General features: G+C 71.7%; 17 protein-coding genes. 5 read left to right on the top strand and 12 right to left on the bottom strand.

The window, feature by feature from the left end:
- Positions 1-31 precede the first annotated feature (31 nt).
- From ACZ6AA_RS10345 to ACZ6AA_RS10355, 3 genes are all read right to left on the bottom strand, one after another.
- Entirely contained in the window at positions 32-820 is a 789-nt protein-coding gene (locus ACZ6AA_RS10345; protein WP_468458414.1) for an electron transfer flavoprotein subunit beta/FixA family protein, read from the bottom strand.
- A 231-nt stretch (positions 821-1,051) separates the two neighbouring features.
- Positions 1,052-1,558: a flavin reductase family protein gene (locus ACZ6AA_RS10350; protein ID WP_471457340.1), complete on the bottom strand. Its 507-nt coding sequence runs from the start codon at positions 1,556-1,558 to the stop codon at positions 1,052-1,054.
- Positions 1,559-1,765: 207 nt separating this feature from the next.
- On the bottom strand, positions 1,766-2,104 hold the full coding sequence (locus tag ACZ6AA_RS10355) for a TlpA family protein disulfide reductase (protein WP_468483240.1): 339 nt from the start codon (positions 2,102-2,104) through the stop codon (positions 1,766-1,768).
- A gap of 299 nt (positions 2,105-2,403) precedes the next feature.
- On the opposite strand from ACZ6AA_RS10355, the gene ACZ6AA_RS10360 reads away from it, so the two are divergent.
- Positions 2,404-3,132 (top strand): lysophospholipid acyltransferase family protein, encoded by a 729-nt coding sequence (locus tag ACZ6AA_RS10360; RefSeq protein WP_468458417.1) that lies wholly within the window; start codon positions 2,404-2,406, stop codon positions 3,130-3,132.
- Positions 3,133-3,196: 64 nt separating this feature from the next.
- Here the strand turns inward: ACZ6AA_RS10360 and ACZ6AA_RS10365 are convergent, their stop codons facing one another.
- The 8 genes from ACZ6AA_RS10365 to ACZ6AA_RS10400 all read right to left on the bottom strand — a co-directional run bounded on the left by ACZ6AA_RS10365 (position 3,197) and on the right by ACZ6AA_RS10400 (position 13,006).
- The gene (locus ACZ6AA_RS10365) at positions 3,197-3,886 is read right to left on the bottom strand and encodes a B3/B4 domain-containing protein (protein ID WP_468458419.1); all 690 of its coding nucleotides are present in this window, start codon (positions 3,884-3,886) and stop codon (positions 3,197-3,199) included.
- An 89-nt stretch (positions 3,887-3,975) separates the two neighbouring features.
- Positions 3,976-6,219, bottom strand: a complete 2,244-nt coding sequence (locus ACZ6AA_RS10370) for a glycosyl hydrolase family 95 catalytic domain-containing protein (protein WP_471457342.1) — start codon at positions 6,217-6,219, stop codon at positions 3,976-3,978.
- Between the two features lie 213 nt (positions 6,220-6,432).
- The gene (locus ACZ6AA_RS10375) at positions 6,433-7,038 is read right to left on the bottom strand and encodes a transglutaminase domain-containing protein (RefSeq protein ID WP_471457344.1); all 606 of its coding nucleotides are present in this window, start codon (positions 7,036-7,038) and stop codon (positions 6,433-6,435) included.
- Positions 7,039-7,130: 92 nt separating this feature from the next.
- Positions 7,131-8,201, bottom strand: a complete 1,071-nt coding sequence (locus ACZ6AA_RS10380) for a threonine aldolase family protein (protein WP_471457863.1) — start codon at positions 8,199-8,201, stop codon at positions 7,131-7,133.
- Entirely contained in the window at positions 8,198-8,938 is a 741-nt protein-coding gene (locus ACZ6AA_RS10385; RefSeq protein WP_380853901.1) for an SDR family NAD(P)-dependent oxidoreductase, read from the bottom strand. Before ACZ6AA_RS10385 ends, ACZ6AA_RS10380 begins: the two co-directional genes overlap by 4 nt.
- Before the next feature lie 26 nt (positions 8,939-8,964).
- Complete coding sequence (locus ACZ6AA_RS10390) at positions 8,965-10,368, bottom strand: DUF6421 family protein (protein ID WP_468458425.1); 1,404 nt, start codon at positions 10,366-10,368, stop codon at positions 8,965-8,967.
- A gap of 81 nt (positions 10,369-10,449) precedes the next feature.
- On the bottom strand, positions 10,450-11,664 hold the full coding sequence (locus ACZ6AA_RS10395; protein ID WP_471457346.1) for an alpha/beta hydrolase: 1,215 nt from the start codon (positions 11,662-11,664) through the stop codon (positions 10,450-10,452).
- Positions 11,665-11,869: 205 nt separating this feature from the next.
- Entirely contained in the window at positions 11,870-13,006 is a 1,137-nt protein-coding gene (locus ACZ6AA_RS10400) for an LLM class flavin-dependent oxidoreductase (protein WP_471457348.1), read from the bottom strand.
- Between the two features lie 273 nt (positions 13,007-13,279).
- On the opposite strand from ACZ6AA_RS10400, the gene ACZ6AA_RS10405 reads away from it, so the two are divergent.
- The 3 genes from ACZ6AA_RS10405 (at position 13,280) to ACZ6AA_RS10415 (ending at position 15,665) form a co-directional block, all read left to right on the top strand.
- Positions 13,280-13,999, top strand: a complete 720-nt coding sequence (locus ACZ6AA_RS10405; protein ID WP_471457350.1) for a lysophospholipid acyltransferase family protein — start codon at positions 13,280-13,282, stop codon at positions 13,997-13,999.
- Positions 14,000-14,067: 68 nt separating this feature from the next.
- Positions 14,068-14,703 carry a PadR family transcriptional regulator gene (locus tag ACZ6AA_RS10410; RefSeq protein WP_468458433.1) on the top strand — a complete coding sequence of 212 codons (636 nt, stop codon included), beginning with the start codon at positions 14,068-14,070 and terminating at the stop codon, positions 14,701-14,703.
- Between the two features lie 278 nt (positions 14,704-14,981).
- Positions 14,982-15,665, top strand: coding sequence for a glycerophosphodiester phosphodiesterase (locus ACZ6AA_RS10415; protein ID WP_468458435.1), 684 nt, complete (start codon positions 14,982-14,984; stop codon positions 15,663-15,665).
- A gap of 33 nt (positions 15,666-15,698) precedes the next feature.
- Here ACZ6AA_RS10415 and ACZ6AA_RS10420 read toward each other — a convergent pair whose 3' ends face one another.
- Positions 15,699-16,253 carry a GNAT family N-acetyltransferase gene (locus ACZ6AA_RS10420; RefSeq protein ID WP_468458437.1) on the bottom strand — a complete coding sequence of 185 codons (555 nt, stop codon included), beginning with the start codon at positions 16,251-16,253 and terminating at the stop codon, positions 15,699-15,701.
- A 135-nt stretch (positions 16,254-16,388) separates the two neighbouring features.
- Between ACZ6AA_RS10420 and ACZ6AA_RS10425 the strand changes: the two genes are divergently transcribed.
- Positions 16,389-16,775: a VOC family protein gene (locus tag ACZ6AA_RS10425; RefSeq protein ID WP_468458439.1), complete on the top strand. Its 387-nt coding sequence runs from the start codon at positions 16,389-16,391 to the stop codon at positions 16,773-16,775.
- Positions 16,776-16,890 lie beyond the last annotated feature (115 nt).

Here is a 16,890-nt window from a genome sequence, read left to right on the forward strand (position 1 = left end):
TTAGGGATGTGAGGGGTGACTGAAGCTCAGCTCAGATGAACTTCTGGCCCGCAAGGAACTCAGCGAGCTGCTTGCCGCCCTCGCCCTCGTCCTTGACGATCGTGCCCGCGGTGCGCGCGGGACGCTCGGCGGCGGAGTCGACCTTCGTCCAGGCGCCCTCGAGGCCGACGGTCTCGGCGTCGATGTCCAGGTCGTCCAGGTCGAGCGACTTCACCGGCTTCTTCTTGGCAGCCATGATGCCCTTGAAGGACGGGTAGCGGGCCTCGCCCGACTGGTCCGTCACGGACACGACGGCGGGCAGGGACGCCTCGAGCTGCTCGGAGGCGGTGTCGCCGTCACGGCGGCCCTTCACGACGCCCCCGTCGACGGAGACCTCGGAGAGCAGCGTCACCTGCGGCACGCCGAGGCGCTCGGCGAGGATCGCGGGCAGCACGCCCATGGTGCCGTCGGTGGAGGCCATACCGGCGATGACGAGGTCGTAGCCCGTCTCCTCGACGGCCTTGGCCAGGACCAGCGAGGTGCCCATGACGTCGGTGCCGTGCAGGTCGTCGTCCTCGACGTGGACGGCCTTGTCGGCGCCCATCGAAAGGGCCTTGCGGAGCGCGTCCTTGGCGTCCTCGGGGCCGACGGTCAGGACCGTGATCTCGGCGTCGTCGTCCGCCGCTTCCTTGATCTGCAGGGCCTGCTCGACGGCGTACTCGTCGAGCTCCGAGAGGAGGCCGTCCACGTCGTCGCGGTCGACGGTCAGGTCCTCGGCGAAGTGCCGGTCGCCGGTGGCGTCGGGCACGTACTTCACACAGACAACGATCCTCAAGCTCACGCCGGCTCTCCTACTGCATCGTCATTACTGGGCTGCTGCCTCGGCATCGGGCCACTGCCTTCTTGCAGGCAGCATAGGCGCCTGAAGCGGCGGGTCCCGGTTGGGGCGGCCCCCGCTCCAACCGGAATATTACTCATGAGTACACCCAGTACTTTCCCCCTGAGCAAGCGCTTTGAACTGTGACCTTCGCAACGCTCCGTAATCACGCGCACCCCGCGTCATCGGGAACTCTCAGTCACGCAGCGCGTTGAAGCGTCCCTGGTGGTACAGCAGCGGACGGCCCGCCCCCGCGGGGTCTCCGGCGACGGCCTCGGCCAGGACCACCCGGTGGTCCCCGGCGGGCACCCGCGCCACGATCCGGCACACCATCCAGGCGAGCACGCCCTCGAGGACCGGCACGCCCTCGGGCCCGTCGAACCAGCGCGTGGGCGCGCCGAAGCGGTCGGCGCCGCTGCGCGCGAAGGTCGCGGCGAGTTCCTGCTGGTGCTCGCCGAGGATGTGGACGCCGACGTGCTCGGCCTGGGATATCGCGGGCCAGCTGGAGGCGCCGGTGCCGATGCCGAACGAGACCATCGGGGGTTCGGCGGAGACCGAGGTGAGCGAGGTGGCGGTGAAGCCGACGGGGTCGGTGCCCCGGGCGGTGATCACGGCGACTCCGGCCGCGTGCCTGCGGAAGGCGGAGCGAAGCAGGTCGGGCGTGGCGAGCTGGGGGGCGGAGAGGGCGGGCGTGGCCGTCATGGAGTTGTGTCCTTCTGCCGAGAGGTACGAACGGGTCCGTGGCTGCTCAGCGGGACCAACAGCGCGCACTGGCATGGCGCGCGAGGTCCACGTGGACACGCTCGTAGAGAAGGAGCTCCTGGGGCATGGCAGCAGGCTGACGATAGGTGGCGGGTGCAGTCAAGCCCGTTCCGGGATGCGAATGCCCGGCGGGGCGCCGCATTTCGCTCATATCGCCTCCCCCAGGGCCGCGATCACATCGGCCTTCCGCGGCTGTCCCGCCGCGCGCCGCACCTCACGCCCCGCGGCATCCAGGACGAGCACCGTCGGGGTTTTGTCGACACCCAGCGCGCGTACGAGATCGAGGGCGCCCTCCGCATCGATCTCCACGTGGGCGACGCCCGGGACCAGGGCGGCGACGTCCGCGAGGACCCTGCGGGTGGCCCGGCAGGGCTGGCAGAACGCGCTGGAGAACTGCACGAGGGTGGCTCTTTCGCCCAGCTCCGCGCCGAGTTCCCGCGCACCGAGCCGAGCCGCACCCGGCCGGGTGGCACCGGCCCTCGCCACGCCCCGCGGCCCGCCGCCGCCGTCTCCGCGCACCCCTGTCACGCGCGCCCCGCCTTTCCCACCCCCACCGGGGGCATCGATCCGCCCCACCGGGGCTCCACATACGTCCATCGCTACAGCGCACACGCGTACCGAAAGATTCCGACGTGACGAGAATCTCGCGCGATACGGGCACCATGGCTGGCCACCCGCTCGTTCTTGGGGCACGATCTGGCGGAGCCGTAGACCCTACGGATCCGTAACTTAGCTTCCTGCCAGAGGCCCTCTCCTCCGGCAGAGACGAAGGGCCCTCCCCAGCCATGGCAGAACTCGTCTACCGACCGGTCATCGGCGCCGCCAAGACCTTCTTCAAGGCTCTCGACCTGAAGATCGACTGCAAGGGGTCCGAGAACATTCCGCGCTCGGGCGGGGCGGTCCTGGTCAGCAACCACATCAGCTACCTGGACTTCATCTTCGACGGCCTCGCTGCCCTGCCCCAGAAGCGCGTGGTGCGCTTCATGGCGAAGGAGTCGGTGTTCCGGCACAAGATCTCGGGTCCGCTGATGCGCGGCATGAAGCACATCCCGGTGGACCGCAAGCAGGGCGAGACGGCCTACGCCCACGCCCTGGACTCGCTGCGCGCCGGCGAGATCATCGGCGTCTTCCCTGAGGCGACGATCTCGCAGTCGTTCACGCTGAAGTCGTTCAAGTCCGGTGCCGCGCGCATGGCCCAGGAGGCCGGGGTTCCGCTGATCCCGATGGCCCTGTGGGGCACGCAGCGGCTGTGGACGAAGGGGCACCCCCGCAACTTCAAGCGCCAGGGCCTGCCGGTCACGATCCGCGTCGGCGAGCGCATGGAAGCCCCCAAGGACCAGTACGCGGGCGCGATCACGCGCCGCCTGCGCGAGCGCTGCCAGGAGCTCCTGGAGGCCGCGCAGCGCGCCTACCCCGTGCGCCCCAAGGGCCCGGAGGACACCTGGTGGATGCCGGCGCACCTCGGCGGCACGGCCCCGACGCCCGCCGAGGTCCGCGCCGCCGAGGCGGGCTGACCCACCACCCGGCCCCCAGGGGCCACCACGAGGGGTGCGCCACCCCGGGCCTGTCCGATCGGCCCTAGCCCACCGGCTCGTGGACGGTGATGCGGGCCCCCGGGCTGACCTTCTCCAGGAGCTCGGCGAGTTCGGCGCCCGCCGCTTCCAGGCCCGCGTCCGGCCCCATGCCCTCCAGCAGGAAGATCGCGTTCACGCTCGCCTCCGTGAGGCGGGTGCGCGGGCCCTGCCGCCAGTTCCAGCGCCGGCAGGTGACGCCCTCGTCGTCCCGCCAGACGACCTCGCCCGGCTCCGGGCGCTCGACGGCTCGCTCGCCCGCCGCCATGGTGACGAAGTCCTCGTCCCCGGTGGCCCGCACCAGCCGCATGCCGCCCTTGATGTGGTCCAGGTCCTCGCCGCCGACGGGGATCAGACGGGCCACGCTGATCGCGTTGTAGACGTCGACGAGCGCGTTGATGCGCGGCAGTCCGCCGTCCGCGAGTGCCCGCTTGGCCAGCGCCTCGGCGGAGTTGCGGGTGCGCGAGGGCTTGGCGCCGAAGGCCGTGTAGGCGGCGCGCCAGGCCACCATGTGCGGGTCCTCGTGCGGGGCGCGGCCGTCGAGGCGCGCGGCGAGGCGGCGGGCGGCGTCGTCGAGCAGGGCGGAGGTGTCGTCGGTGCTGGGGCCGTTGACGAGGTCGTACGCCTCGATGGCGACGTGGGTGAAGCCGGGCGCGAGCGTGCGCACCTCGTCGGACACGGTGAGGGTGAGCGTCATGGTCTGCCTTGGTTCGCGGGAATCGACGGAAGTACAGCATAGAGCACTGCCAAGTGCACCATGATGGACTTCCGTCGATTTCCGCACCCCTACGGCAGCCCCCAGGCGGGCTCCGTCCCGTTCGCGCGCACATCGCGCGGACGCAGCGAGGGCCTGGCCCCCTTGGGTGTGATCACCGCGGTCTGCCCGCGCCGCAGCGGCACGCTGATGACGTCCTGGCCCGTGTACGGCAGCGGCCGCCCGCGCTCGTCGCGTACGTCGACGGCGCCGGTGATGCCGTGCCGCAGCCGCAGCGGCTCCCCGGCCTCGCTCGCCACCCTGATCCACTCGGTGCGGCCGCCGCGCCGCGAGGCGTCGACGAGGAAGGCGCCCTGAGTACGCACCCGTTGCAGGCTGGCGTCCGCCCAGGTGCGGGACACGGTGGGGAAGACCTTCAGCACTCCCCCGTGGCTCTGCGTCAGCATGTCGAGCAGGGACTGCCCGGCGCTGATCGGGCTCTCCAGGGCGAAGTTGGAACCCTCGCGGTACATGGTGTTGGGCGTCATCGCGCACTTGTCGGTGACGTTGCCGTCCAGGAAGAACCGCAGGTGACGCAGGGCCTCCTCGGGCTTGCCGAAGAGCGTCTCCATGGAGGCGGCGGCCGCGTAGCTGTAGCCGTGCCAGCGGTCCTGGCGGCTTGTCCAGTGGTCGAAGGTGCGCCGGTCCAGCTTCTCCTGGAGCGGATAGAGCCACAGGAGATGCGAGTAGTGGCGGTGGGACTCGGCGAGCGGGACGCCGTCGCCGATCATGACGCCGTTCTCGTTCTCGTGGTACGGGACGAGCCGGTCGCGGATGTCGCGCCACCGCTTCTCGTGCGGGTCGCTCACGCGCAGCCGCCGCGCGGTGTCGAGGAGCGTGGTGACGCCCCAGCGCAGCAGCGAGAGGTCGTAGGTGCAGTCGGAGGCGTTGGCGTACTCCGGGGAGCGGGTCTCGGGCAGGTGGAGGCGGCCGTCGGAGCCTTCGGTGAGGTGGCGGGCGTAGTAGTGGACGGCCTTGGCGAGGACGGGGCGGATGACGTGCCGCAGGACGTCGTCGTCCATGTGGTGGCGGTAGGTGACCCAGGCGTTGTGCAGGGCCCAGGTGAGGTTGCCGGTGTGGTCGTTGGGGCTCTCGCCGGGGATGCCGACGTAGCGCGGGCCGGAGCGCAGCTTCCAGTCGCCGGGATGGCACAGGGCGTAGGTGTCGCCGTCGCGCAGCCGCGGCCAGATGTTGGACTCCAGGTTCTCCTGGTACTTGGCGAACGTCGGGGTGACGGCGTCGAGTTCCCGGTGGTTGGAACCGTTGGCGATCGGATACGTCACCTGGACGTTGGTGTTCCACCAGATGCTGGTCCAGTTGTTGCCGGTCTCCGGGAACCACGGTCCGAAGACGGGCGTGACGGGCCCGTGGCTGCGGGTGGCGCACGCCAGCTTGTAGAGCTGGATCCAGTAGAAGCGCTGCACCTTCTTGTCGGGTACGGACACGAAGCTGCGCCGGTGGAAGGCGTGCCACCAGTCGCGGTGGCGGGCGATGGCCCGCGCGGGCGAGCCGTCGAGGGCGCGCGCCACGGTGCGTTCGGCCTCCTCGCGACCGGTCGACCGGGGGTGTCCGTACGCGATCGTGGCCGCGAGGAGCCTTTTCGTGCCGGAGCGCACCTCGCGCCAGGCGGTGGTGTAGCCGCCGCCCGCGTGCAGGGGCTGTTCGACGATGCCGGGGGCGGTCGTCGGGTCGGGGTTCGCGGTGTAGTCGGGCGGGACGCGGGTGGTGCGGGTGGTGTGCGAGGGCAGCGCGGTGAAGCCCCAGGCGGCCGCCTCCTCGCCCGCGCTGGGCTCCGACGACACCAGCAGGACGTCTTCCTGACTGAGGATCAGGGCGGTGAACCGCACGCTGCCGCGTGCCGTGGTGATGGTGCCGGTCAGCTCGGCGTTGTCGAGGTCGAGCCGCCAGTCGACGCCGGTGATGGTGCCCGCGAGGGTCAGCGTGAGGTAGCCCACGCCGAGCCGGGAGTAGCCGATCGCGGCCTCCCACTGGCCGCGCTGGTCCTGCACGTACGAGTGGTTGATCATGATGCGCAGTACGTTGCCCTCGCCGGGCTTGGCGTACAGATGGGCGGCGAGGAACCCGTTGCCGAGGAACGGGCCCTCCTGCCAGCCGCCGGGCAGGCGTCTCCACACCATCGCGGCGTCGCGCAGCAGTGCGGCGTGCACGTCGTCCGGTGCGGCGGCCGGGGGTCTGCCCCAGGCGACAGGTGACCCGGCCGCCACTAACGCTCCGGAGGTGCCTGCGACGAACGCGCGCCGCGAGATGGGGGACATGGCGAAGCCTTCCGACGGAGGACGGCGCGACAGCGCGACAACGCGATGACGCGACAACGCGGACGGCACGCAGCATCGACGTCGGGACGGGTACGCGTCAAGGAATTCGACAGGAATAGGTCGGATGAATCGCCAACCAATGCGCCATGCATGGGGCTTGCGGGTGCATTGGCTTCACGTACTCGACCTGTCCTCCGATGAATGACCGCACCCTCAGCGGGCGGCCGGGAGCTCCGTCGGCAGCGTGTCCCACAAGTGCGGCCGGTCGGCGGCCCCTTGCAGGCTGGCGAGCACCGACGGGTGCGGGGACGCGTGGAGTTCGGGGTGGTCGACCTCGCCCGCCGAGGCGTCCGGGATCCAGGCGAGCCGTTCGCCGTCGAGCGAGAACTGCGCGTCCACGCCCGGCTTGTTGCCGCGCGGGTCCTGCCGGTGCCAGGCGCCGTCGAGGCGCACGGCGACAAGGCCGTGGACGGCGAAGCCGCTGCCGTCGTCGTGCAGGAGGCGTTGATAGCACAGGGCCGTCGGGATGTCCTCGGCGCGCAGCAGCGCCGCCAGGGCGTGGGCCTTGGCGTGGCAGATGCCGGTCGCCTGCTCCAGGACGTCCGAGGCGCGCCAGGTGACGCGCAGGTCGCCGGAGTCCGCGGAGTGCGGGACGGTGTCGCGCACGAACTCGTAGGCGGCGCGGGCGTATGCGTAGGAGTCGGCCACGTCCTTGGCGAGCCGGGCCGCCGTCTCGCGCACGAGGGGATGCGTATGGTCGATGACCTCGTCCGCCGCGAGATAGGCCGAGAGGTCCGGGGTCTGCTGGATCAGTCGCATGGCGAGGGAGCATAAGAAAGCGGCCGATCGACAGTCAATGACTTTTCGATCGGCCACATACTTATGCACTTCGTGCCCGCGGGGCGGTGCTGCTAGCGCGCCATTTCTTCCTTCAGCGCCGCTACGAAAGCGTCCACGTCGTCCTCGGTGGTGTCGAAGGAGCACATCCAGCGGACGTCGCCGGCCGCCTCGTCCCAGAAGTAGAACCGGAAGCGCTTCTGCAGGCGCTCGCTGACGTCGTGCGGCATGCGCGCGAAGACGGCGTTGGCCTGGACGGGATAAAGGATCTCCACGCCGTGCACCGCGCGGACGCCCTCGGCCAGGCGCTGCGCCATCTCGTTGGCGTGCCGGGCGTTGCGCAGCCACAGGTCCTTGGCGAGCAGCGCCTCCAACTGCACGGAGACGAACCGCATCTTCGACGCGAGCTGCATGGACAGCTTGCGCAGGTGCTTCATGTGGCGCACCGCGTCGTGGTTCAGGACGATCACGGCCTCGCCGAACAGCGCGCCGTTCTTGGTGCCGCCGAACGAGAGGATGTCGATGCCGAGCGCGTTCGTGAACGTCCGCATCGGGAAGTTCAGGGCCGCGGCGGCGTTGGCTATCCGCGCGCCGTCGAGGTGCACCCGCATGCCGAGGCCGTGGGCGTGCTCGACGATGGCGCGGATCTCGTCCGGGGTGTAGACGGTGCCCAGTTCGGTGTTCTGGGCGAGCGAGACGACCTGCGGCATCGCGCGGTGCTCGTCCTCCCAGCCGAACGCCTGACGGTCGATCAGCTCAGGGGTGAGCTTACCGTCGGGCGTCGGCACGGTGAGCAGCTTGATGCCCGCGACCTTCTCCGGCGCGCCGCCCTCGTCGACGTTGATGTGCGCGCTCTCGGCGCAGATCACCGCGCCCCAGCGGTCGGTGACCGCCTGGAGCGCGACCACGTTCGCGCCGGTGCCGTTGAAGACCGGGAAGGCCTCCGCGCTCGCCCCGAAGTGGCTGCGGATCACCTGCTGGAGGGCTTCTGTGTACTGGTCCTCGCCGTAGGAGACCTGATGGCCGCCGTTGGCCAGGGCGAGGGCCGCGAGCACCTCCGGGTGCGTACCGGCGTAGTTGTCGCTCGCGAAGCCGCGGACGTCGGGGTCGTGGTGCCGGCGCGCGTCGGTCTTGGGCGGGTTCACGGCTTCTCGGTCAGCCACAGACGGTTTCCGTTCACTTCCTCGGCGGGCCGCTCCCAGACTCCGGCGATGGCCTCGGCCAGCTCCTTGACGTCGGTGAAGCCCGCGAACTTCGCGCTCGGCCGCTCCGCCCGCATCGCGTCGTGCACCAGCGCCTTGACCACCAGGATGGCAGCCGCCGCGCGCGGCCCCTCGTCGCCCCCGGCCTTGCGGAAGGCGTCGCCGAGGGCGAGCGTCCAGGCCTCGGCGGCGGCCTTGGCGGACGCGTACGCCGCGTTGCCCGCCGTCGGCTTCGATGCGCCCGCGGCGCTGATCAGCAGATAGCGGCCGTTGCCGCTGCGCTGCAGGCCGTCCTGGAAGGCGAGCGAGGTGTGCTGGACGGTACGGATCAGGAGGTCCTCGAGGACGTCCCAGTCGCCGAGGTCGGTCTCGGCGAAGGAGGCGCTGCCGCGCCAGCCGCCGACGAGGTGCACCAGGCCGTCGATGCGGCCGAACTCCTTCTCGGTGCGGTCGGCCCAGGCGCGGGCCGCTTCCAGGTCGAGCAGGTCGACGGTGTCGCCCGTGACCGTGGCACCGCCGTGGGCGTACCTCGCCGCGTCCACGGCCTCCGCGAGGCGGGCCGCGTCGGCGTCGGAGGCGACGACCGTGGCCCCTGCCTCAGCGAGCCTGAGCAGCGTGGCCCGGCCCGCGGGACCCGCGGCCCCGGCTACCGCGACTACGGCTCCGTCGAGTGCGGACATGGTCCTCGCCTCCTTGATGTGGTCGCTCACGCGGCGACCTTCCCGGCTCCCGAGCCCGCGGTGATCCCCTGGGTGGAGGCGATCACTGCCTTGAGCTTCTTGGAGAGCGCCTCATAGAACATGCTGAGCGGAAACTCGTCCGGAAGCACCTCGTCGACCAGTTTGCGCGGCGGCAGCGAGGTGTCCAGGGCGTCGGGGCCCTTGGCCCAGCGCGAGCCCGGGTGCGGGGACAGATAGGTCGAGACCAGTGCGTACCCGGCGAGCCAGTGGACGAGCTTGGGGCGGTCGATGCCGTCCCGGTAGAGCTTCTCGATCTCCGCGCAGAGCTGGTTGGTGACCTGGGGTGCGCGGTCCCAGTCGATCTTCAGCTTGTTGTCGGTCCAGCGGACCACGTCGTGCTTGTGCAGGTAGGCGAAGAGCAGCTGGCCGCCGAGGCCGTCGTAGTTGCGGACGCGCTCGCCGGTGACCGGGAAGCGGAACATCCGGTCGAACAGCACCGCGTACTGCACGTCGCGGGCCTGGGACACGCCGTCGGCCTCGAGCTTCACGGCCTCCTTGAAGGCCGTGAGGTCGCAGCGCAGCTCCTCGAGCCCGTACATCCAGAACGGCTGCCGCTGCTTGATCATGAAGGGGTCGAACGGCAGGTCGCCGTGGCTGTGGGTGCGGTCGTGGACCATGTCCCACAGGACGAAGGCCTCCTGGCAGCGGTCCTGGTCGTCGAGCATCGCGCGGACGTCGGCGGGCAGCGAGATGCCGAGGATGTCCACGGCCGACTCGGTGACGCGGCGGAAGCGGGCCGCCTCGCGGTCGCAGAAGATGCCGCCCCAGGTGAAGCGCTCGGGGGCCTCGCGCACGGCGATCGTCTCGGGGAAGAGGACGGCCGAGTTCGTGTCGTACCCGGCGGTGAAGTCCTCGAAGGTGATGCCGCAGAACAGCGGGTTGTCGTAGCGCGTGCGCTCGAGCTCGGCGAGCCACTCGGGCCAGACCATGCGCAGGACGACCGCTTCGAAGTTGCGGTCGGGGTTGCCGTTCTGCGTGTACATGGGGAAGACCACGAGGTGCTGCAGGCCGTCCTCGCGGCGGGCCGCGGGGTGGAAGGCGAGCAGCGAGTCCAGGAAGTCCGGCACCACGAAGCCGCCCTCGACCCAGCCGCGCAGGTCGCTCACCAGTGCCTGGTGGTACGCCTCGTCGTGCGGGAGCAGCGGGGCGAGTGCCTCGACGCCGGATATGACGCGGTCGACCGCCGCCTCCGCGTCGACCCGGGTCGGGGCGCCCTCGCGCTCGAAGTCGATGGACCCGTCCTTGGACTGCCAGGGCCTGATTTCCTCGACGGCACTCTTGAGTTCCGGCCAGGCCGGGTGATCCACCACTCGTCCGTCACGGATGGCGTCGCCACCCTCCACCGCCGTGTGCACAAGAATTTCCGTCATAACCCATCCTCCACGGGAGAACCTCGCGTATGGACACCGTATGTGTGCGAGGTTCTCCGTTTCAAGAGGGGATCCGGGAAATTATCCTGCCCCACCCCCGCTGGTACCGCTGTTTTTCCTGCCTCCAGCCGTCGAGACGATCGCTTCTCCCACGGTTTCCTGTGCGGCGCGGGCGTCCGCGAGGAGATCCGGGAAGCCGAAGAACCCGTGGAACATGGCCGGGAAGTGCCCCTCGACGACGGAGACCCCGGCGTCTCTCAGCCGCGCCGCGTAGGCCCTGCCCTGCGCGCACAGGGGGTCGTGGCCCGCGGTGACGACTACGGCGGGCGGCAGGCCGGAGAGGTCGGCGGCGAGGAGCGGCGAGACGCGCGGGTCCGCCGGGTCGCCGCCCGCTCGCAGGTACGCGCCCAGGTACTGCTCGCGGAACCAGCGGCCGTGGGCGGGGGTGAGGAAGCTGGTGTTGGCGTCGGGGGGCTCTTGGCCGACGGGACTGGAGGGACTGGTGGGGTCGGCGGAGCCTGCGGGCTCCCGCGGGCCGCCGCGGTCGCGGCCGTCCACCGCCGGATAGATGAGCACCTGCAGCGCCAGCGTCGGCCCTTGGTGGTCGCGGGCCGTGAGCGCGGACACGGCCGCGAGGTTGCCGCCGGCGCTGTCGCCCGCGACCACCAACGGGCCGCCCTCGCCGCCGAGTTCGGCGCGGTGTGCGGCCGCCCACAGGACGGCGGCGTACGCGTCATCGACGGCCGCCGGGAACGGGGCCTCCGGGGCGAGGCGGTAGCCCACGGAGACCACGGCGGCGCGCGCCTCCCGGCACAGGCCGCGCGCGGTGGCGTCGTGCGTGTCCACGCTGCACAGGGACCAGCCGCCGCCGTGGAAGAAGACAACGGTGGGGCGGGGCTGGGCTACCGCCGCCCCCTCCGCGGGGGCGGCCTCGGGCAGGTAGCACCGTACGTGCAGGTCCGGCGCGCCGGACGGCCCCGGCACGAACCGGTCGGACACCGACCCGACCCGGGGCGCCGGGAACGGCGACGCGGGCGCGGCGGCCAGAATGCGGCGCGCCTCGGCGGCGTCGGTGACGGCACCACCGATGTCGGGGAAGAACGCGGTGAGGGCGGCCACGAGGGGCCGGGCGTCGGTGGCGAGGGGGACGGGGGTGGTCGGGGGCGGCTCAGTGGACGGGGGCGGCTCAGCGGGTGGTGCGGTCGCCGCGGAGGGCTCGGTGGTCGCGGGCGGCTCGGCGGGCGCAGGCCCCTCAGCAGACGCGCCAGCGCTGTCCGCCGAGCCGGAACGTGCCACGTCGGAAGCCGTCTGAGGCCGCCGTCCCGCGTCTGCCTCAGACCACCTCCCATCGCCCGCCTCAGACCTCCGTCCATCGCCCGCCTCAGACCTCCGTCCATCGCCCGCCTCAGACCTCCGTCCATCGCCCGCCTCAGACCTCCGTCCATCGCCCGCCTCGGACCGCCCTCCAGCCCCCACCTCGGCCCCCCTCCCCGCATCCACCTCAAGCCACCTCCCTGCGCCGGGGGCGAAAGTGCGGGATCACCGTCTCGCCCCACTGCCGGAGCGTCTCCAGGCAGGCCTCCTGCGGCACCGTGCCCATCTGGACCAGGCACATCACCTCGTCCGCCCCGGCCGCCCGCAGCCGCTCGACGTAGGCGATGGCGTCGGCCGCGGTGCCGTAGGCGTGGTCGGCGTGGAACACGGCGGTGACGGACGGGCGTACGGGGATGTCCTGCTCGTCCAGGCGGGCCACGACCTGCTCGCCCGCGGTGCGCAGCGCGGCCGCCTCGTCGGTGCCGTCGACCACCGCCTCGTCGGGCAGCCCCGCGCCGCCGTACCAGTGCGCGATGGACTGCGCGAAGAACCGCTGGCCGCGCAGGCCCACCCGCCGGGCGGCCGCGCCGTCGTCGAGCACGATGGTCGGGCAGAGCACGGCGAAGTGGTCGTTGACGACGCTCGACACGAACTGGTCCGGCGTGCGCGCCGCGATGGCGTCGTCGTACACGCGCCGCATCCCGGCGATCGACTCGGGCCCCGCGAAGCCCATCACCAGTGCGCCGACGCCGAGCCCGGCCGCCCGCTCAAGGGTCTCGGCCCTGCTGCACGCAAGGAACAGCGGCGGGTGCGGGGTCTGCGCGGGGCGCGGCAGGATCGGGTGCGGCGCGATGTCGAGCAGCGGGCCGTGGTGTTCCAGCTCGTCGCGCTCCCATGCCTTGGCGACGACGCGCAGCGCCTCCTCGACCTCCTGTGCCGTGCGGTCCGGGTCGACCCCGCACAGCGAGGTCTCCTGCGCCGTGCCGCCGCGGCCCGCGCCCAGGTCGAGCCGTCCGCCGGAGAGCAGGTCGAGCATGGCGGCCCGCTCGGCCACGCGCGCGGGGTGGTTGAAGCGGAACGGCATGCAGACGACGCCGTGCCCGACGCGGATGGTGCGGGTGCGCGCGGCCACCCAGGTCAGGAAGACCTCCGGCGCGGACATGTGCGCGTACCACTTCAGGGAGTGGTGCTCGACCGCCCAGACGCGGTCGAACCCCATCTCCTCGGCCAGGACAGCCTGTTCGACGCTGTCGTGGATGAGCCGGTGCTCGCGGTCCACGGTCGGATCGGCGAGCTGCGCTTCGAAGATGACGGAGAACTGCACGTTGCCTCCAGGGAGTTGGACCTCCGGGACGCTCACATGTTTCAAACAGTCATATGACTAGTCGTCAGATCTTGAAGAGGCAAGGGGTACGGGGCAGGGGCAAGAGGTATACGGCACGGCAAGGGCGGTGCGGGACGAGGGCGATGGGTCAACTCACGCCAGACATAGCTCACATGAGGCGGCATCTCTGGCTGATTACGCGTTCTCCCTCAAACCCCGTGGGACCACTAGCGTTCCCCGGCGCGGGGGCAGCCGAGGAGGGGACTCACAGGCATGTTCTACCGCTTGTTCAAGTGCGTCGTACTGGTCCCGCTGCTGCGGTGGCTGTTCCGGCCGCGGGTCGAGGGGCTCGGGCACGTACCCCCCGCGGGCGGGGCGATCGTCGCGGGCAACCACCAGTCGTTCTGCGACCAGTTCCTGCTGGGGGTGACGCTGCGGCGGCGCATCGGCTTCCTCGCGAAGATGGAGTACTTCACCGGCAAGGGGCTCAGGGGCCGCCTGGCCGCCGCGTTCTTCCGGGGCATCGGGGCGATCCCGGTGGACCGGTCCGGGAACGGGGCCGGGCGGGCGGGGGTCGAGTCGGGGCTCGCGGTGCTGCGCGGGGGCGGACTGCTCGGGATCTTCCCGGAGGGGACGCGTTCGCACGACGGCCGCCTGTACAAGGGCCGGGTGGGGGTGGCGGCGATGGCGCTCCGCTCGGGCGCGCCCGTGGTCCCGTGCGCGATCATCGGCACGTTCGAGGCGCAGCCCGCGGGGCGCAGGGTGCCGAGCCTGGTCCCCCTCACACTGCGCTTCGGCGAGCCCCTGGACTTCTCCCGCTACGCCGGCATGCAGGACCAGCGCGCCGCGCTGCGGGCCGTCACGGACGAGATCATGTACGCGATCCTGGAGCTGTCCGGCCAGGAGTACGTGGACCAGTACGCCGTGGACGCCAAGGCGGAGGCACGGACGAAGGCACTCGCCGAGCAGACGGCGGCCCCACGGACGGGCTGACCCCCGGCCGCACCGGCCCACGGGCGAACTCTTGCGCGCACACCGGCCCGTTCACTTCAATGCGGCTCATGGCAGCCCCGCTCCCGACCCCGTCGCCCCCGCCCGCCCCGCTGCCGCCGACCGCGTGGGCCGTGCTCGGGCTGCTGTCCTTCCCGGGCGAGCGGACCGGCTACGAGCTGAAGAAGTGGGCCGACTCCTCGCTGCGCTTCTTCTACTGGTCACCGGCCGTCAGCCAGATCTACGCCGAACTGCGCCGCCTGGAGGCGCTGGGGTACGCCTCCTCGCGCCGCTCGGGCCCGGAGGAGCCGCGGACGAGACGGGCGTACGCCATCACGGACGCGGGCCGGGCGGCGCTCGCGGGCTGGGCGGCGGGCGGGCAGGACGCCGGGCCGCCGGTGCTCAAGCATCCACTGCTGCTGCGGGTCTGGCTCGGCCACCTCACCGAACCGGCCCGGCTGCGGGCCATGGTGGGCGAGCACATCGCGCACACCCGGGACGAGCTGGCGCAGGTGCGGGGCGCCCTGGCGCACGCCCGGGGCGTCGAGGGCTGGTCCCATCCGCAGATCGCGCTGCGCTGGAGCGCCCGCCACCTGGAGGGCGAACTGGAGCTGGCCGAGGCGCTGCTCACCGACCTCGAAGGCCTCCCGGAGACGCCCGGCGCGGGCCCTGGTCAACGCCCGGGCGACGCGCCCACCCACGGGTGAGACAGCTCGCGATCAGGGGCTCCGTGGCGATAGGACGGGCCGGTCAGCCGACCCAGCCCGAGAGAGGCCGCGAACCCTTGAGCACCCGCGCCGTACTTGTCGCCGCCCTCCTCACCGGACTCATCCTGGGGATCGTCGGAACCAGACCGGACGACTCCACTCCGTCACGCAGGGACGGTCCCATCGCGGAGGCGGGCCATTAGGCTGCGCCTTGCCGCGTGGTCATGAGCCGCCGAGCCGCGCGGAGCCGAGCCGCCGTCGACGGAAGCGAGTGAACCTTGAACTTCCTCACCATCGGTCATCGCGGTGTCATGGGGGTCGAACCCGAGAACACCCTGCGTTCGTTCGTCGCCGCCCAAGCCGCGGGCCTCGACATCATCGAACTCGACCTGCACCTCAGCAAGGACGGCGCCCTCGTCGTCATGCACGACGCGGACGTGGGCCGCACCACCGACGGCCGGGGCGCCATCGCCGACAAGACCCTGGCCGAGCTGCGCGACCTGGACGCGGGCAAGGGCGAGCGGATCCCCGTCTTCGAAGAGGTCCTGGAGGCCGTGAAGGCGCCGCTGCAGGCCGAGATCAAGGATGTCGCGGCGGCCCGCGCGCTCGCCGACGTGATGCACGCGCGCGACCTGACCGGCCGGGTGGAGGTGCTCTCCTTCCACGACGAGGCCATCGCCGAGATCGCCCGGCTCGTCCCCGGCGTGCGGACCGCGCTCGTGGCGAGCCGCTACGGCACGGACGTCGTGGAGCGGGCCACCGCGGTGGGCGCCACCACTCTCGTACTGAACATCCGGCGTCTGACGCTGGAGATCGTGGAGCACGCGCGCAAGGCCGACCTGCGGATCATCGGCTGGGTCGTGAACACCCAGGACGATCTGCGCCTGGTCCGCGCGCTGCAACTGGACGGCGCGACGACGGACTACCCGGAGATCAAACGCACGGGCCGCTTCACCGCCTGACGGCCCGCACACCGCCCCGCCCCGGGGCACCGCTCAGCCGATCTCCTTCACCAACAGCTCGAACTGCAGGTCGTCGCGCTGCGGGACGCCGAAGCGCTCGTCGCCGTACGGGAAGGGGCTCATCTTTCCCGTACGGCGGTAGCCGCGCCGCTCGTACCAGGCGATGAGTTCGTCGCGTACGGAGATCACGGTCATGTGCATCTCGCGCGCCCCCCACGCCTCGCGCGCGATCCGCTCCGCCTCCGCCATGATCACCTTGCCGAGGCCCGCGCCCTGGAGCGCCGGGCTGACCGCGAACATCCCGAAGTAGGCGTGCTCGCCCCGGTGTTCCAGCTGGCAGCAGGCCACGACACGGCCCTCCATCTCGACCGCGAGCAGCTTGCTCCCGGGCTTCTCGATGACCGCCACGACGCCCTCGGGGTCGGTGCGCTGCCCCTCGAGGATGTCCGCCTCCGTCGTCCAGCCGGCCCGGCTGTCGTCCCCGCGGTACGCCGACTCGATGAGCGCGACCAGCGCGTCGACGTCGTCCGCGGTGGCGTCCCGGAACGTCGGGTCGCCGTGGGTCCTGTGGCGCGGTGCGGTGTGCATGGGCGCGTGTCTCCGATCTCCGGAGCCGCGGCGCGTGCCGGGCCCCGGCTGCGACGGGTTTCCGTACGGCGACGGCGCCACTCCCGCACCACCGCGCGCACCGCCGAGGGTAACCCGGGCCTAGGGTGCGGCAGCATGGTGCACGTACTGAGCAGCAGGGTCCTCCTGACCCCCACCGATCCCGAGCGCTCCCGCGCGTTCTACGGCCGTGACCTGGGTCTGGCGGTGTACCGGGAGTTCGGCACGGGTCCGGAGCGCGGCACGGTCTACTTCCTCGGCGGCGGCTTCCTCGAAGTGTCCGGTCGCTCCGAGGTGCCCGCGTCCCCCGCGGTACGGCTGTGGCTCCAGGTCGCGGACGCGGCGGCCGCCCACGAGGACCTTTCGGCACGCGGCGTCGAGATCCTGCGGCCGCCGGTGCGGGAGCCGTGGGGGCTGATCGAGATGTGGATCGCGGACCCGGACGGCACGCGGATCGCGGTGGTGGAGGTCCCGGAGGACCATCCGCTGCGCCACCGCCCCTGAGGACACCCCGCGAAGCCACCTCCGCCACCTCCACCCCCTCCACCGCCCCCCTTCTACGTGCCGCGCGTTCTCGCGCCCACGAGGGCGCCCGGCGGCGACCCGCGCCCGCGATGTG

The sequence above is a fragment of the Streptomyces sp. NPDC040610 genome, from assembly GCF_055594065.1.

Bases quoted from the DNA above. Each gene is read 5' to 3' on its own strand.
- ACZ6AA_RS10375 (WP_471457344.1), bottom strand. From the start codon at position 7,038: ATGCGACTGATCCAGCAGACCCCGGACCTCTCGGCCTATCTCGCGGCG.
- ACZ6AA_RS10390 (WP_468458425.1), bottom strand. From the start codon at position 10,368: ATGACGGAAATTCTTGTGCACACGGCGGTGGAGGGTGGCGACGCCATC.
- ACZ6AA_RS10420 (WP_468458437.1), bottom strand. From the start codon at position 16,253: ATGCACACCGCACCGCGCCACAGGACCCACGGCGACCCGACGTTCCGG.
- ACZ6AA_RS10405 (WP_471457350.1), top strand. From the start codon at position 13,280: ATGTTCTACCGCTTGTTCAAGTGCGTCGTACTGGTCCCGCTGCTGCGG.
- ACZ6AA_RS10350 (WP_471457340.1), bottom strand. From the start codon at position 1,558: ATGACGGCCACGCCCGCCCTCTCCGCCCCCCAGCTCGCCACGCCCGAC.
- ACZ6AA_RS10365 (WP_468458419.1), bottom strand. From the start codon at position 3,886: ATGACGCTCACCCTCACCGTGTCCGACGAGGTGCGCACGCTCGCGCCC.
- ACZ6AA_RS10425 (WP_468458439.1), top strand. From the start codon at position 16,389: ATGGTGCACGTACTGAGCAGCAGGGTCCTCCTGACCCCCACCGATCCC.
- ACZ6AA_RS10385 (WP_380853901.1), bottom strand. From the start codon at position 8,938: ATGTCCGCACTCGACGGAGCCGTAGTCGCGGTAGCCGGGGCCGCGGGT.
- ACZ6AA_RS10370 (WP_471457342.1), bottom strand. From the start codon at position 6,219: ATGTCCCCCATCTCGCGGCGCGCGTTCGTCGCAGGCACCTCCGGAGCG.
- ACZ6AA_RS10360 (WP_468458417.1), top strand. From the start codon at position 2,404: ATGGCAGAACTCGTCTACCGACCGGTCATCGGCGCCGCCAAGACCTTC.
- ACZ6AA_RS10410 (WP_468458433.1), top strand. From the start codon at position 14,068: ATGGCAGCCCCGCTCCCGACCCCGTCGCCCCCGCCCGCCCCGCTGCCG.